This window comes from Wolbachia endosymbiont (group A) of Opomyza germinationis, from assembly GCF_964264765.1.
GTDB lineage: Bacteria > Pseudomonadota > Alphaproteobacteria > Rickettsiales > Anaplasmataceae > Wolbachia > Wolbachia pipientis.
This window is the reverse complement of the sequence record NZ_OZ183482.1, coordinates 972,728-987,572: the sequence shown is the minus strand read 5'-3', so window position 1 is coordinate 987,572 and position 14,845 is coordinate 972,728. Positions and strand designations below refer to the sequence as shown.

Annotated in this window: 14 protein-coding genes and 1 tRNA gene; 6 read left to right on the top strand and 9 right to left on the bottom strand. The window is 35.9% G+C overall.

Annotated features, from left to right (window positions below):
- The first annotated feature begins 29 nt into the window (after positions 1 to 29).
- A complete protein-coding gene (gene murA / locus ACFEL3_RS04860) occupies positions 30 to 1,307 on the top strand; it encodes a UDP-N-acetylglucosamine 1-carboxyvinyltransferase (RefSeq protein WP_265018003.1) in 1,278 nt (425 codons plus the stop codon).
- Positions 1,308 to 1,316: 9 nt separating this feature from the next.
- Positions 1,317 to 2,171 (top strand): FAD-dependent thymidylate synthase, encoded by an 855-nt coding sequence (gene thyX, locus ACFEL3_RS04855; protein WP_010082033.1) that lies wholly within the window; start codon positions 1,317 to 1,319, stop codon positions 2,169 to 2,171.
- A gap of 72 nt (positions 2,172 to 2,243) precedes the next feature.
- On the opposite strand, the gene ACFEL3_RS04850 is transcribed toward thyX, so the two are convergent.
- Positions 2,244 to 4,028, bottom strand: a complete 1,785-nt coding sequence (locus ACFEL3_RS04850; protein WP_010963093.1) for a hypothetical protein — start codon at positions 4,026 to 4,028, stop codon at positions 2,244 to 2,246.
- A gap of 144 nt (positions 4,029 to 4,172) precedes the next feature.
- Between ACFEL3_RS04850 and priA the strand changes: the two genes are divergently transcribed.
- Positions 4,173 to 6,515, top strand: a complete 2,343-nt coding sequence (gene priA, locus ACFEL3_RS04845) for a primosomal protein N' (protein ID WP_010963094.1) — start codon at positions 4,173 to 4,175, stop codon at positions 6,513 to 6,515.
- An 18-nt stretch (positions 6,516 to 6,533) separates the two neighbouring features.
- Here priA and petA read toward each other — a convergent pair whose 3' ends face one another.
- From petA to ACFEL3_RS04825, 4 genes are all read right to left on the bottom strand, one after another.
- Complete coding sequence (petA, locus tag ACFEL3_RS04840; protein ID WP_010963095.1) at positions 6,534 to 7,133, bottom strand: ubiquinol-cytochrome c reductase iron-sulfur subunit; 600 nt, start codon at positions 7,131 to 7,133, stop codon at positions 6,534 to 6,536.
- 92 nt (positions 7,134 to 7,225) lie between these two features.
- Positions 7,226 to 9,928, bottom strand: coding sequence for a DNA topoisomerase (ATP-hydrolyzing) subunit A (gyrA, locus tag ACFEL3_RS04835; protein WP_070356997.1), 2,703 nt, complete (start codon positions 9,926 to 9,928; stop codon positions 7,226 to 7,228).
- Positions 9,929 to 9,980: 52 nt separating this feature from the next.
- Positions 9,981 to 10,053, bottom strand: a tRNA-Val gene (locus ACFEL3_RS04830).
- 14 nt (positions 10,054 to 10,067) lie between these two features.
- Positions 10,068 to 10,268 (bottom strand): hypothetical protein, encoded by a 201-nt coding sequence (locus tag ACFEL3_RS04825; protein WP_152550490.1) that lies wholly within the window; start codon positions 10,266 to 10,268, stop codon positions 10,068 to 10,070.
- 61 nt (positions 10,269 to 10,329) lie between these two features.
- On the opposite strand from ACFEL3_RS04825, the gene ACFEL3_RS04820 reads away from it, so the two are divergent.
- Entirely contained in the window at positions 10,330 to 10,554 is a 225-nt protein-coding gene (locus ACFEL3_RS04820) for a hypothetical protein (protein WP_152550491.1), read from the top strand.
- A gap of 4 nt (positions 10,555 to 10,558) precedes the next feature.
- Here ACFEL3_RS04820 and ACFEL3_RS04815 read toward each other — a convergent pair whose 3' ends face one another.
- From ACFEL3_RS04815 to ACFEL3_RS04805, 3 genes are all read right to left on the bottom strand, one after another.
- On the bottom strand, positions 10,559 to 11,434 hold the full coding sequence (locus tag ACFEL3_RS04815) for a tetratricopeptide repeat protein (RefSeq protein WP_010082043.1): 876 nt from the start codon (positions 11,432 to 11,434) through the stop codon (positions 10,559 to 10,561).
- 168 nt (positions 11,435 to 11,602) lie between these two features.
- The gene (locus ACFEL3_RS04810) at positions 11,603 to 11,992 is read right to left on the bottom strand and encodes a DUF1284 domain-containing protein (RefSeq protein ID WP_010082044.1); all 390 of its coding nucleotides are present in this window, start codon (positions 11,990 to 11,992) and stop codon (positions 11,603 to 11,605) included.
- The gene (locus ACFEL3_RS04805) at positions 11,989 to 12,516 is read right to left on the bottom strand and encodes a biotin transporter BioY (protein WP_015589442.1); all 528 of its coding nucleotides are present in this window, start codon (positions 12,514 to 12,516) and stop codon (positions 11,989 to 11,991) included. Before ACFEL3_RS04805 ends, ACFEL3_RS04810 begins: the two co-directional genes overlap by 4 nt.
- 85 nt (positions 12,517 to 12,601) lie before the next feature.
- Here ACFEL3_RS04805 and ACFEL3_RS04800 point away from each other — a divergent pair, with 85 nt between their 5' ends.
- Entirely contained in the window at positions 12,602 to 13,189 is a 588-nt protein-coding gene (locus ACFEL3_RS04800) for a nitroreductase family protein (RefSeq protein WP_095742826.1), read from the top strand.
- Positions 13,170 to 13,958, top strand: coding sequence for a diaminopimelate epimerase (gene dapF, locus ACFEL3_RS04795; protein ID WP_006279822.1), 789 nt, complete (start codon positions 13,170 to 13,172; stop codon positions 13,956 to 13,958). The genes ACFEL3_RS04800 and dapF overlap by 20 nt, the downstream gene beginning before the upstream one ends.
- An 8-nt stretch (positions 13,959 to 13,966) precedes the next feature.
- Here the strand turns inward: dapF and sucD are convergent, their stop codons facing one another.
- Complete coding sequence (gene sucD / locus ACFEL3_RS04790) at positions 13,967 to 14,842, bottom strand: succinate--CoA ligase subunit alpha (protein ID WP_010963102.1); 876 nt, start codon at positions 14,840 to 14,842, stop codon at positions 13,967 to 13,969.
- Between the last annotated feature and the right edge of the window lie 3 nt (positions 14,843 to 14,845).

The window sequence follows — 14,845 nt, the reverse complement described above, 5'->3', positions numbered from 1 at the left end:
CTAATGAATTATACTTTATATCTAATTAAATGCACAAGATATTAATAAGAAATAACTACAAACCTTTGGTCGGAAAAATCAAGATTAATGGCTCAAAAAATGCTGTTTTACCAATAATGGCAGCAAGTCTATTAAGTAGCTCCCCGGTAATTTTGCATAATGTACCTGATTTAATTGATGTGCATCTAATGTCTAAGTTGCTTGAAAGTCTTGGAGCAGAAGTGAACTTTATGCACAATAAAAATTATAAAGCGAACCATACTTTGAAAATTGACTGCAGCAATATCAACAATCACGTGATGCCATATAAAACCGCAAGTAAGCTAAGAACTTCTTTTCTAATATTGGGTCCAATGCTTAGCAGATTTGGCAAAGCGAGAACAGCATTTCCTGGTGGATGCAACATTGGAAAGCGTCCCGTTGATATGCATATTAAAGCATTAGGAGAAATGGGAGCTAAAATTGAAATTGACGGCTATAATATAATTGCAACAGTGAAAGGAAAGCTACAAGGAAAAGAAATCACATTTGAGAAAATAAGTGTTGGCGCAACAGAAAATGTAATAATGGCAGCAACATTTGCAGAAGGAGTGACAACAATAAACAATGCTGCAACTGAGCCGGAAGTTCTTGATTTAATAGATTTTCTGAAGAAAATGGGTGCTGATATTGAAATTGATAATACAAAGGTCATAATAACAGGAGTTGAAGCACTAAATGGATGTGTTCATAAAATAATACCAGATCGCATAGAAGCAGGCACCTATGCACTAGCTGCTATAATAACCGGTGGTAAGTTGGAGTTGGAAGGAATAAATCTATCTGATATAAGGTGTATTACAAATGAGTTGGAGACTATAGGAGCTATGGTTGAACTGTATGATGGAGGCATTGTTATTTCCAGAAAAAATGGCTCTATTAAGTCTGCTAACGTTGCGACAGATCCATATCCCAATTTTCCCAGTGATATGCAACCACAACTGATGTCTGCAATGTGCATCGCTGATGGGATATCAGTAATTGAAGAGAACATTTTTGAAAACAGATTTACACATGCAGATGAATTGAGAAAGTTAGGTGCTAATATCAGCATCGAGAAAAGCAAAGCTACTATAAGTGGAATAAAAAGCTTATCTGGAGCTAATCTATATGCTACTGACTTAAGATCAACAGCAGCTTTGGTGCTTGCTTCTTTGGTAGCCGGTGGAGAAACTATAATAAACAATTCACATCATTTATGGAGAGGATATGAAGCAATGCATGAAAAACTCAATTCATGTGGAGCTGATATCTCCATTTCGTCTTGAGGATATTTTATGAATGAAGCAACCAAACGAACTATAGTAAAAGAAATAGATGCAATCTTATATGAAGAACATAAGGTATTAGACCATGGATTTATTCGAGTAGTGGATTATATGGGCTCTGATAGCGCTATAGTTCAAGCTGCTCGTGTTTCTTATGGCAAGGGAACAAAACAGATAAGTCAGGATGAAGCACTTATAAAGTATTTAATGAGACATCATCATACAACTCCATTTGAAATGTGTGAAATTAAGTTTCACGTGAAACTTCCAATTTTTGTTGCAAGGCAATGGATAAGGCATAGAACTGCAAATGTGAATGAATATTCAGCAAGGTATTCAATACTTGATAATGAATTTTATACACCTAAACCAGAACAAGTTGCAAAACAATCTGACAATAATAAACAAGGTAGCGGGGAAGCTTTTGATCCAGATACCTCAAAGGAAATAATAGATTCTCTAATAAATGACTCTAATTTAGTATATTCTCATTATGAAAAATTTATTGAGCAGGGGCTTGCAAGAGAAATTGCCAGAACTAACCTAATGCTTAATTACTACACGCAATTTTATTGGAAAATAGATCTGCATAATCTCCTTCATTTTTTGAAGCTTAGAGCTGATAAGCATGCCCAATATGAAATCAGAGTTTATGCAGAAGTTATGCTGGATATAATAAAAAAATGGGTTCCACTGGCCTACAATGCCTTTGTTGAATATTGCCTAGAATCAGCCTGTATTTCAAGAACTGGTCTAGAAATAATTCGCAAATTAATTAAAGGGGAAAACGTTACTAGAGAAGAAAGTAATATTGGTAAAAGAGAATGGGGCGAGCTGATGTCTATACTTGATAAACAATCTTAAAGATAAAGGCATACGTGTCAATCTCCTCTGTCAGTTAACTCTCGTTCACCAGATTGAATCTTGCTTTTTACATCACATTAACTCATCACTTTTATAGAACATCTCATTAAAATCATTTAGAGTTCCAAAATCCTGACCCTTGATAAACAGGTGATCATTAGCAACATGTGCTTCATCAAGAGTAAACAGCTCGTAATGATGATTGTGAGCGGGCCTAACAATTTCATTATATAAAACCATTACTTGTTCGTAGTTATATCCATCGCCAGCATGATATTTACCACGTACGGTATCATAAAAATTCTTTACATCATCATATGTCACTTGCAGCTCCACCTTATACTTTCCCACTTCAAGAGGACTTCCTGTCTTTATTTTTAAGGGATGTTGTGAATTTGCAACACTGTTAGAAGTTTCTGCTTCAATATCAGAATTTTTATCCATATTTTCTATCACACTTGCCATAACAGTTTCTTGTTCATCTTCTGTTGGTTTTGTTTGTTTTTCAGTCTTATTACTGCTACTGTCAGTTTCCACAGTTACTTTTTTTACTTCTATATCTTTTTGAGCTTTCTCATTACTTTGCTTGTGTATTTCATCTCCATGCAATTTTTCCTGCAGAGCTTTTTTCGTATCAGCATAATCATCACGATTGCTTTGCAAAGCTGGTTTATAACTGCTGCTATCATCCGCTTGCATTTGATCTATATAGTTAGATTCTTCTTCCTGTATAGTATTTTTTGCGTTATCCTCACCAACCGTTCCTTTCTCCCCAGACTTGGCTTCACTCTCTACCACAACTTCTTCGTCTACTTGCTCATCATCAATTGTAAATTCAGTACCTATCTGATTGCTATCTTCCTCCAATTCATTAGATAATTTTTCAGATAGCTGGTCACCACTCAAATATGGTTCCTTTGAATATTTAGCATAATTATGGGGATCGGTTCTGTTTTCTGAATAAAACCCACTTTCAAAGTCTGAGTAGGAGCTTTGATTGAGCACAAAAAATAAGTTTTCATAATTAACCAGCATATCACTATCAGGGCTAACAAAATTTAAATATTCATCGCCTTCCCATTCTGGGTGGTGTCTATACTCTGCTATGTAGTATTTACTAGAGTCGAGAGGTATCTTGTCACCTTCTTCCCCATCAAGTTGTAAAACTACTGCTGAATGCCCATTACCTAAATCATTACCTTTTACCACTTTGAATATTTTAATCTCATCCTTTTCTACAAGTTCTTTTAACTCCTCGTTCTTTTCATTTAACTCTTCCTCCCTTTGTCTTTCTGCTTCTCTCTCTCTTGCCAATCTTTCTGCTTCTTCATCAGCTTTCTTCTGCAGTTGTGAGAATACATTTTGTAATATATCTTGTGTGGTTAAGCTATTTGTGTTGCTTAAAAAATTATCTAACACATTTGATGCAATTGGTGACAATTCACCGTGATCATCAAATACTTTTTCCTTTGCTTTATCATAGTGATTTGGGTTATAGATTGCATACAGAGGATAAAAACCATAATCTGCAATTGACGCTCCGTCAGGTGATAGTTCCATTGAGAATCCATAGTAATTAAGTGGAAGATTGGAGGTTAAATATTTACCGTTATCATCCCTAACGTGTAGCTCACTTCTACCATTGTGCTCACTATATTTGTTGTAGTAGATATAAAAATTCTCATGGTTAAGATTGAAGTGATCATCTAGATTATCGAATTGAATTGTACTGCCAAGCTTCTCGCGCAAAAGATTTTTGCTTTCATCTGTAAGCTTTATATGTGCAGAAAAGTAGTATCGATCTATAGGTTCGCCTTTTTCTATTTCAAAGTTCAAAGTAATCTTGTCGTTGACCATTGGTAGCCTCCACAAATTCTATAAATCATTTTATTTATCAATCATACGGTCTGTACTATGAAAAATGTGTTAAACGTTAAGATTTTCTCTGTACCGATTCATCTATATTGCCAAGCTTAATAAAGTTACAAGCTCTTTAAAACAATGTTAAACTCAATCACTATGGCAAAAACAGTTGACGTATTACTACCACTTCCAATTGATCAGTTATTTTCATATGCAATTGAGGAAAATACTGAGATTTTACTTGGAGATTACGTAGTGGTGCCATTTGGCAAAAAACGCTTAATCGGAATAGTTTGGAAATACAGTGATAAAAGTAACCGAGAATTAAAATTTATTGAGCAAAAAATTGATTTACCAAATATTAGACCAAAATTGATCGCATTTGCAGAGTGGGTTGCGCAGTATAACTTAATACCTGTTGGTATGCTTGCCAAAGTGATAATGGGAGGAGTGTTAAAAGTAAATCACATAGATAAATTGGTTTGTGCTAAGCAGAAGCAGGAAATAAGTGAAATAAGTTGCCAATTAAGCCCTGAACAGCAGGTAGCTAGTGATAAAATAATCAGCAGTTTGAATGAGTATTCAGTGACTTTGCTTGATGGTGAGACAGGATCTGGAAAAACGGAAGTTTATCTCTCTGTGATTGCACAATTGATTAAGAATTACACTGCCGTTCCAAATGCTGCTCAGACTTTACCATCCCAGTGCCCAGAGACACAACTGTACGAACATTGTGATTTGGGTCTACCAAGAGGGTGTTATCCGAGTAGCCTGACACTGGGATCCAGTTTTTCATATAACCTCATTACAAATGTTTATTTTAACTTAAAACCAATACCTAATTTACAATCAAAATTCCTGGATTCCAGTGTCAAGCGCTGGAATGACACCTTTATACTCAAGGCAAAACCCACTGTAACATTTAGCATACCGTCTTTGCCACGTACTAGTATGACACCAGAATATGTTGAAATGACATCAGGAGAAGGTAATACACAAATTTTAATCCTCCTACCTGAAATTGTTTTAACTTCACAATTGGTAAATCGTGTTCGCGGTCAGATATCAAAAAACTTAGTTGAATGGCACTCAGGACTCACTCCAAAAACTCGCCGGAATAATTGGCTCAATATAGCAAGTGGAAATGCGCAGATAATTATTGGTGCACGATCAGCACTTTTTTTGCCTTATAAAAACCTAAAATTGATTATCGTTGATGAAGAGCACGACTCATCTTTTAAACAAGAACAGGGAATTATATATAATGCTCGAGATATGGCGATAATCTTAGCCAAATTTGAAAATATTCCGATTATTTTATCATCAGCTACTCCACTGCTTGAAACGATTCATCATGTTAAAAACGGGAATTACAATCATGTAAAGCTAACTAAACGATTTGGTGGTGCAGAATTGCCACTCATTAAAGTAGTAGATATGAGGAACAACAAGCAATGGATCTCCTCTGAGCTTTTTGAAAGCATCAAACAAACCATAGAGAAAAAACAGCAGGTTATGCTTTTTCTAAACCGCAGAGGGTATGCACAACTGGCAATTTGTAAAAAGTGTGGATATAAAATTTCCTGCTTAAATTGTGCTGTTTGGCTTACATATCACAAGAAAAAAAATGCTCTTTTGTGCCATCATTGCTCTTATCAATTAAAACTTCCAGAGAAATGCTCTAATTGCCAAAGTGAACAGCCATTGTCCCTCTACGGCATAGGAATTGAAAGGTTGCTTGAAGAAATGGTGAAATTAATACCAAACGCAAAAACTGCGATGATAAGCAGCGATCAGAAGTCGGTTAGTAACGTAATTGACTTGATATTGAAAGAAGAGGTGAACATTATAATCGGCACACAAATAATTGCTAAAGGGCACAATTTTCCCAAATTAACTTTGGTTGGAGTAATGAATGCAGATTTGAGTCTCGAAAATTCTGATTTGAGAGCAGCGGAAAAGACGTATCAATTATTGCACCAAGTTGCAGGCAGATCAGGAAGGTTTAATGAAAAAGGAATGGTAATAGTGCAAACCAATAATCCTGAAAGTTCAATAATAAAAGCATTGCTGCATCAAAAAAGAGACTCATTTTATGAAATCGAACTTAAGTCAAGACGCGAAGCCAAAATGCCACCATTTAGCAGATTAATAGCGCTTATAATCTGTGGTAAGAATCAGATTGCAACACAAAAAGCAGCGAATGAAATAGTAAAATCTCTTCTCTGTCATTCAAGTAGCTCAACTATTTGTATCCAGGAAAAAAATGTAGGTGTAGACAAAAAGGAATTTGAAATTCTTGGCCCATCACCAGCAGCGATAAATTTTTTAAATAATAAGTATCGGTATAGGGTATTATTAAAAATACACAATAAGCATAGTCTATCCATACAAAAAAAGCTGAAATATTGGATTAAAAATTGTAACTTGAATTCGAGTATTGCAGTGATAATAGATGTTGATCCTGTGAGTTTTTTTTAACGAGTTTATTTATATTCGTTAAGCCTTCTTGCCAATTACCACAACATTCTCACTGGGAAAAAAATAATCAGGTACAGCCATATTTTTCGGTGCAGGACCCCCAATTACTCGACCTGATGTATCATAATATGAACCGTGGCAAGGACAGAACCAACCATTACCATCTCTTGTAGCGTGGTCAACCGGTACACACCCAAGATGTGTACATATTCCAAGCATAATTAACCATTCGTCTTTTCCTTCGTATACTCTCTGCTCATCTAATTGAGGATCCCTCAAGCTCTTCACATTCACAGCTCTTGCAGCCTCAATTTCTTGCTTTGTGCGTCTACGAATGAATACTGGTTTACCTTGCCACTTTACTTTTACTCCGTGTCCTTCCTGAATTCCAGACAAATTCACCTCCACTGTGGAAGTTGCTAGAACTTCAGCAGAAGGATTCATAGATTTAACCAGTGGCCAAAGTCCGCTTGCAGCTCCTATACCTGCCATAGCGCATGTAGTTAATGTTATAAAATCTCTCCTACTCTTATTTTTAGTAAGATCTTTAACAGGAGGTGTTTTTTTATCCTCTTTGTCTGCCAGTGGTTTTTTATTTTTAGTTAATTTTTTGTCCATTGATCTTTACTTAGCCATAAGTATATATTTTAATTTAAATACTGCGTATTAATCAACAAAAACTTGCGCTTTTTGTTTAACCTATACTACGGTTAAGAAGCGATAGAGTTTTCAACTTCAAAAATACTATCTTCAGTGGAATCAGGATCTTCAATTTTCGCTACTGACACCACTTTTTCTCTACTTTCTGTTTTAAACAGAGTGACTCCTTGAGTGCTGCGTCCTGCAATTCTAATCTCATTGACCGAAATGCGAATTAACTTTCCTTTATCTGTAATAAGCATTATATTATCACCCTGCTCAACTGGAAAACTAGCAACAACATTACCGTTTCTGCTAGTAGTAAGAATATTGGTGATACCAACACCACCCCTGTTAGTTACTCTATACTCATACGCAGAAGTTCTTTTACCAAAGCCATTTTCAGTAATAGTTAATATAAACTCCTCATTCACTGCAAGTTTTAAGAATAATTCGTTATCTATTCCTAAATCATTCAAAGTCTTTTCCAATTTAGAATCAATGGAGTTATTAATTGCAGTCCCCAGTCTTTTTGCAAGTGGAACTTTTAAGTAAAGTTCTTTTGTTTCTGTTGCTACACCTATCCCATTTAATATGGTCATGGATATCACGCTGTCATTCTTTACAAGTTTGATACCTCTTACGCCATCTGAATTGCGACTCTTAAATTGACGCACATCACTTACAACAAATCTGATACTTTTTCCAAGCGTTGTTGAAAGTAAAACATGGTCAATTTCATTACATACCTTAACCGATACTAATTTGTCTCCTTCATCGAGCTTTATTGCTATTTTTCCATTGCTTGGAATATAGTGAAAGTCCGCTAAGGAGTTACGCCTTATGTTTCCATAGGCAGTAGCAAAAACTATGTTTTGATTTTCGTCATTTTCACTTGGCAATGGCATGATATTAGTTATAGTTTCACCATCGCTAAGCGGAAATATGTTAACAAGTGCTCTTCCACGTGCGGTTGGCTCTGCAAGAGGTAACTTATAAACTTTTAATCTATAAACTCGACCAATGTTAGAAAAGAATAAAAAGCTAGTATGGGTATTTCCAACAAATAATTCTGTGATTACATCCTCTTCTTTTAATCCCTGTCCTAGCTTTCCTTTTCCACCACGACGCTGAGTTCTGTAGTGAGAAAGTTTTACACGCTTGATATAACCATTCATAGTTACGGTTATCACCATATCCTCTTGTGGAATTAGATCTTCAGCTTCAATGTCCGCGTCTGACTCTTCTATTGAAGTTTTTCGCGGCACAGCAAATCTGTTCTTTATTTCTTGTAGATTGTTTTTTATTTCTTTCATCAACTTCTCTCCTGAGCCAAGAAAAGCGATATATTCTTTTATCAGGTTGATCATTGAACTTAGCTCAGCTTCTAATTTGTCTTTTTCAAGGCCTGTTAAACGCTGCAGTTTCATATCAAGGATAGCTTTAATTTGTAGTTCAGTTAATCTATACACTCCATCTTTCAAAAAGCTTGCGCTATCTGAAATCAACTCGATAATAGTATTGATTTCATTCGAAGTTTTCCATTCTTTATTTAAAAGTTCTCTACTTGCTTCCGCAGGATCTTTTGCACCGCGGATGATTTTTATCACTTCATCTATGCTGAGGACCGCAATGTAGAGCCCTATATATATATGAGCTTTTTCCCTCGTTTTTCTTAGACGAAATTCTGTTCTCCTGATTAATACTTCTTTTCTAAAATCAACAAAAGCAGTTATGATTTCTTTCAATGACATCAAAGCAGGCCTGTTGTTATTGAGCACTAAAGTGTTAACACTAAAACTACTTCTTAGTGGAGTTAGCCCCAATATTTGATTAAGTATAAAACTTGCTTCAGCATTTCTTTTGAGGTCAATTACTACTCTAATACCAGACTTATCGGACTCATCCCTAATTTCTGTTATACCATCAATTCTTTTTTCTTTTACAAGCTCACCTATCTTCTCAATTAATTTTACTTTATTTACCTGGTAAGGTATTTCATCAATCACTATTGCTTGCCTATCTTGTGGCAGATCTTCTATATGAGTCTTGCCTTGCACAACAATTGATCCACGACCAGTTGCAAATGCTGATCTTATTCCAGACCTTCCAAGAATTGTTCCCCCAGTTGGAAAATCCGGCCCTGGCATCACTTCAAGTAACTCATCCAAAGTAACTTCAGGATTATTTACATATAATATACAAGCATCTATTATTTCTCCAAGATTATGAGAAGGAATATTGGTTGCCATACCAACTGCAACACCACTTGCACCGTTTACCAATAGATTCGGAAACTCTGCAGGCAGCACAACTGGTTCTGTTTCATTTCCATCGTAGTTTGGCCTAAAATTAACTGTATCTTCATCAATATCATTCAGTAAAAAGTGCGACACTTTTTGAAGTCTTGCTTCTGTGTATCGCATTGAAGCTGGTGGATCTCCATCTATCGAACCAAAGTTACCTTGCCCATCAACAAGTGGTAAAAGAAGAGAGAAATCTTGGGCCATTCTAACCAAGGAATCGTAAATAGCTGCATCACCATGTGGGTGATATTTCCCCATTACATCCCCAACTATACGAGCTGCCTTTTTATATGGCTTACCGGCATCGAATCCAGCTCTTGACATTGCATATAATATGCGCCTGTGAACAGGTTTAAATCCATCCCGCACGTCAGGTATAGCCCGGCTTATGATAACGCTCATTGCGTAGGAAAGATAAGAATCTTCCAGCTCTTTTACTATTGAGATTGGTACTATATTATCCTGCATTTTCTATACTTTAATTGAAGTAATTAATAATACTAACATTCAGTTAAGCAAATGGGCAATGACAGACTTGAACTGCCGACCTCCTCGGTGTAAACGAGATGCTCTACCAGCTGAGCTAATTGCCCCTTTAGATCTAATTCTATAGCTCAATATTATTATTGTAAACAAAAATAGCAATAAATTGTATCCGTTCAGCAGAGTGGCAAAATAGGTAGACAAGGTGATCTAAAAAGATAATCATAGAGTAAATGTGAGGTAAGTCCTTACAATAAATGGTGTCATCCAAGTAGCCGACACTGGGATCCAGAAAAAAGAATGGTGTCATTCCAGTGCTTGACACTGGAATCCAGCTTTTTCATAATCATTAAAACGTTGTATTTTTACATAAAACAGCTATTTTTATGCTCGCCAACTTAATAAAATTCCTGGATCCCAGTGTCAAGCACTGGGATGACACCCTCCTGATGGGCCAAAATCACAATGTTCGTACAGTTATGCATTTGTTGTGTAAATTACCTTTGCAAACAAATGTTCGTACATCTGTGTTTCACACACTTTGCTTCAATATTTGCACATTAGCCACTCCCTTGAACAGATACGATAAATTAGATTTAGGTGAGCTATAAGCTTTTATGAAATCTTTGAGTGCGTGCTGTGAAGTTTTATAAATTTTAGTCTTGCTGTCACTTTGTATAAAGGTATTTTTTCACTCACATCTTTCGAAGTTGTAGCCATGTTCAACAATTTTAAGTAGAATATTGTAGCATTTTGAAAATCTGAAAGTTTATCTAGAATAACAGCTAAATTATAAGTATAAAAAATATTGTTTTCATCGAGGGAAATAGCAGTTATCATATACTCTTTACCTTTTACATAATCCTCCTTTTTCATATAGATCATACCTAAATTTGCTAATAAAGGAGCATAATTTTTATGTATATCATACAATTTTAACATTTCACTCAACGCCAGATCAGGATTATATTGTGAGATTATCGTCAGAAAATTTTTTAATATGTAAGGGTTACTAGGGTGTTCTTTTAACAGTCTTGTGTAAATCTCTACAGCTTTTTTGTATTCTTTATTAGCGTAATAAATATTTCCCAATCCAATTAAAGCATTTTTATGATAAGGAAACTTTGCAATGATCTGATTAAGGAGAGAAATAGCTGTTTCATTATCTCCTGATTCAAAGGAATCTTTTGCTTTTTTTAAAGTAGAGTATATGTCAAAACTCTTGCCAGAATTCTGCGCAATTTTGATGTTAAATTTATCACTTTTTCTCTCAATAACATCAAGATCTTTATATTTTTTATCAGCTTTTATATGCTTGACAACACTATCAAAGGCCTTCTGTATCTCCAAATTTTCACTAGCATAGGTAACAGAAGACCTCCATAAAATCACAACGCAAATTAACATGCAGATAAACATAGGTCCTAGTGTTGTGGCATTGGCTGCAGCGTGTAACCAGTAAACCTTATTTCTTTGAGCTATATGCAACACATTACAAATTCATAAATGCTAAATTACCTATCTCATACAATAATAAAGATATTATTAATTAGCGGGACGAACATGCTGTGTAGCCTTTCAGAATGCATTTATCTTTTGTCTTCCATATTTCGCTTTATTTCCACAAAAATGCTTCAATTTATCTTAACATTTTGTCAACTACCTTTGTAGATTTAAAAGGGCATTTTTACATATTCCATATGGCTGCCAGTTGCACCCCTCACATGCGTACTCGAATTTCTCTAAAGACATTTTCTCCCTAATCTTTTCTACCGCTTCACTCCAGGTCAAAGTCTCGCCAATTTTAATTCCTAAAATTTCCATATGCCTTCTATCTAGCTCTAAAACTTTAGCTTGTTCGGTGCATTTACCTTGTTTAGTCTGGTTTGGGCAAGCACTACAAATACTATCAAGGTTACCAACTACTTCGATTTGAGTACTAACCACTTCACTTGCTATCTTCCTATAATTTTCTACAAAACCCTGAGAATACCCATATCCCCGAAACGCGAGGGTGCACATAAAATGATGAGGGCGAAATTTTATCATTTTTTCAAATATTGCAAAGCTGCTACAAGTAGAAAAATTTTTATCAAACCAGGAAGGATAAATGGTAAAACACCCACCATTATTGCTTGTCCCAGACCCAAGTAAACAGCAAGCCAACTAACACCACAAATAAAGATTACAACTGTACCAGCCAGACAACTTAAAGAATTACACACAAATGATTTATATTTAGAGTTCAGTAATTCATTTACTTTGCTCATTACCATAACAGCAGCTAAACAGCCAATTAAATATCCACCTGTTGGTCCAAGGAGAGCGTGATAACCACCAGAAAAATTTGCAAGAACAGGCAATCCTGCTGCACCAAGTGATAGATATGTAAGCACAGAATAGAATGCTGTTCTGCGGTTAAATTTAAGCCCAATAAGCATTACTCCTAAAGTTTGCAATGTGATAGGCACAGGCTGCAATGGTATACTTATTTGAGCCATCAAGAATAAAAGTAAAACGCAAGACAATATTTCAGCCAGTGTTGATCTGCTGCTAGATTGTGTTATAAACATACCTTCCCAATAAAAATAACTTATTAAATGTAATATATGTGTATGAGAGGTTTTGCAATTTAAATTTTGCTTATATTGTGCTACAATGAATTATTTATGCACTATTAAATTAAAAATGATGAGTAAACAAGATCTATTATCGTTGATGAAAGCAAGACACAGCGGACGTTCATACGATCCTACAAGAGCAATATCTCAGGAAGACATGGATATTTTAATGGAAGCTGTAAGGCTGACTCCCTCATGTTTTGGTGATGAACCCTGGAGATACGTAATATGCAACAAACAGAACAATCAAAGCGCATGGGAAAAGCTGCTAAATTGCCTTGATGAATCTAATCAAAAATGGGCAAAAGATGCACAAGTGTTAATCATATCTTTAAGCGCTAAGAATTTCCGCAAATCTGATAAAGGTGAAAATTTTTGGGCTAATCACGATACTGGTGCAGCGAATTATGGACTTATGTTACAAGCTGCAGTTATGAACTTAATGGCCCATCAAATGGGTGGATTTGATAGAGATAAAATAGTGAAAGAGTTCAATATACCCAATGACTTTAACGTAATGTCAGTGATAGCGGTTGGTTACGAAGAAGAGGGTGCTGAAACAAGTAAGAAGAAAAGAAGACCAATAGAAGAAATATTTTTTTATGATGAGTGGCCAAAATTCTGAAAATTTTATCAAAATGCACGGCACTGGTAACAATTTCGTTATCATAGACTCACGTTCAACAAACAATTTAGACTGGAACCATAGACAAATTGCTGATCAAAGCAGTTGTGATCAAGTGATAATTATAACAATGTCTAATGCTGCAGACTGTTTTATGCATATCTATAATGCTGATGGCAGTCGAGCTGAAATGTGCGGAAACGCAGCACGCTGTGTTGGATATTTGATAATGTCAGAAAAAGGTGCTGAATACTCCATTATTGAGCTAACAAGCAAACGCATTTTAGAGTGTTTTAAAGTGGGTGATAAATCCATAAAGGTTAACATGGGTAAACCTTTGCTAAAATGGCATGAAATTCCCTTATCTACTGAGTGTGACACTCTTCACTTACCTATAGAGCTTGAAATGCTAAAAGATCCTGTTGCAGTAAATATTGGCAATCCTCACATAGTTTTTTTTGTTGATAACATAAGTGAAATACCATTGCGAAATTTAGGACCAAAGCTAGAAAATCACGCATTATTTCCTCGGAAAATTAATGTTAGTATTGCACAAGTTGAAAAGTCTGGAGAAATAGCTTTAAGAGTTTGGGAAAGAGGTACAGGCATTACTGCATCATGCGGTAGTGCAGCCTGTGCAGCACTTGTTGCATCCACACTACGTGGATATCTGGTTGCCCAACAGACTTCAGTAAATTTACCAGGAGGCAAGTTATTAATCGAATGGGCAAATAACGTATTCATGACCGGTGATATAGGGTTTTTGTGACCCTAATTCTAGTGATGCATTACTTCCAATACCTTCTTACCAATTACTGCAGGGGTTTCAGCAATTGCAATTCCAGCGCTCCGCATAACTTCTAGTTTTGCACCAGCACTTCCACCGCTGGAAGAGATGATTGCTCCAGCGTGTCCCATACGTCTTCCTGGAGGTGCCGTTTGGCCTGCTACAAAACCAACGATTGGCTTTTTAGTTTTTTCTGTTTTCACAAAATGTGATACATCTTCTTCTTCGTTTCCACCTATTTCACCAATAACTACAATACCATGAGTATCGTTATCTTTTAAAAAGAGCTCCATACAGTCGACAAATGTTATACCATGAACTGGATCCCCCCCAATTCCGATACACGTGGATTGACCAAGACCAACAGCGGTTGTTTGTGCTACTGCCTCGTAAGTTAAAGTTCCGGAGCGAGACATAATTCCTATGTGTCCACGCTTATGGATATGGCCAGGCATAATTCCTATTTTGCATTCTTCAGGGGTAATAATTCCCGGGCAGTTGGGACCAATCAATCGACTTTTTGAGCCGATAAGCGCACGCTTAACTTTCACCATATCAAGTATAGGAATGCCCTCTGTAATACAAATTATCAATTCTATTTTTGCATCTATTGCTTCAAGTATTGCAGCAGCAGCAAATTTAGCAGGTACATATATAACTGTAGCATTTGCACCGGTTTTTTCTTTGGCTTCTGCTACAGTATTAAAAACCGGTAAATTAAGGTGAGTGCTCCCACCCTTTCCAGGAGTTACACCTCCCACCATTTTCGTTCCGTAATCAATTGCTTGCTCTGAATGAAATGTGCCTTGTGCGCCAGTAAAACCCTGGCATATTAATCTTGTATCTTTGTTTACTAAAACGGACATGCT

Excerpts from the sequence above, each read along its gene's own strand:
- murA (WP_265018003.1), top strand. The coding sequence starts at position 30 with ATGCACAAGATATTAATAAGAAATAACTACAAACCTTTGGTCGGAAAA.
- thyX (WP_010082033.1), top strand. The coding sequence starts at position 1,317 with ATGAATGAAGCAACCAAACGAACTATAGTAAAAGAAATAGATGCAATC.
- ACFEL3_RS04850 (WP_010963093.1), bottom strand. The coding sequence starts at position 4,028 with ATGGTCAACGACAAGATTACTTTGAACTTTGAAATAGAAAAAGGCGAA.
- priA (WP_010963094.1), top strand. The coding sequence starts at position 4,173 with ATGTTAAACTCAATCACTATGGCAAAAACAGTTGACGTATTACTACCA.
- petA (WP_010963095.1), bottom strand. The coding sequence starts at position 7,133 with ATGGACAAAAAATTAACTAAAAATAAAAAACCACTGGCAGACAAAGAG.
- gyrA (WP_070356997.1), bottom strand. The coding sequence starts at position 9,928 with ATGCAGGATAATATAGTACCAATCTCAATAGTAAAAGAGCTGGAAGAT.
- ACFEL3_RS04820 (WP_152550491.1), top strand. The coding sequence starts at position 10,330 with ATGCTCGCCAACTTAATAAAATTCCTGGATCCCAGTGTCAAGCACTGG.
- ACFEL3_RS04810 (WP_010082044.1), bottom strand. The coding sequence starts at position 11,992 with ATGATAAAATTTCGCCCTCATCATTTTATGTGCACCCTCGCGTTTCGG.
- ACFEL3_RS04805 (WP_015589442.1), bottom strand. The coding sequence starts at position 12,516 with ATGTTTATAACACAATCTAGCAGCAGATCAACACTGGCTGAAATATTG.
- ACFEL3_RS04800 (WP_095742826.1), top strand. The coding sequence starts at position 12,602 with ATGAATTATTTATGCACTATTAAATTAAAAATGATGAGTAAACAAGAT.
- dapF (WP_006279822.1), top strand. The coding sequence starts at position 13,170 with ATGAGTGGCCAAAATTCTGAAAATTTTATCAAAATGCACGGCACTGGT.
- sucD (WP_010963102.1), bottom strand. The coding sequence starts at position 14,842 with ATGTCCGTTTTAGTAAACAAAGATACAAGATTAATATGCCAGGGTTTT.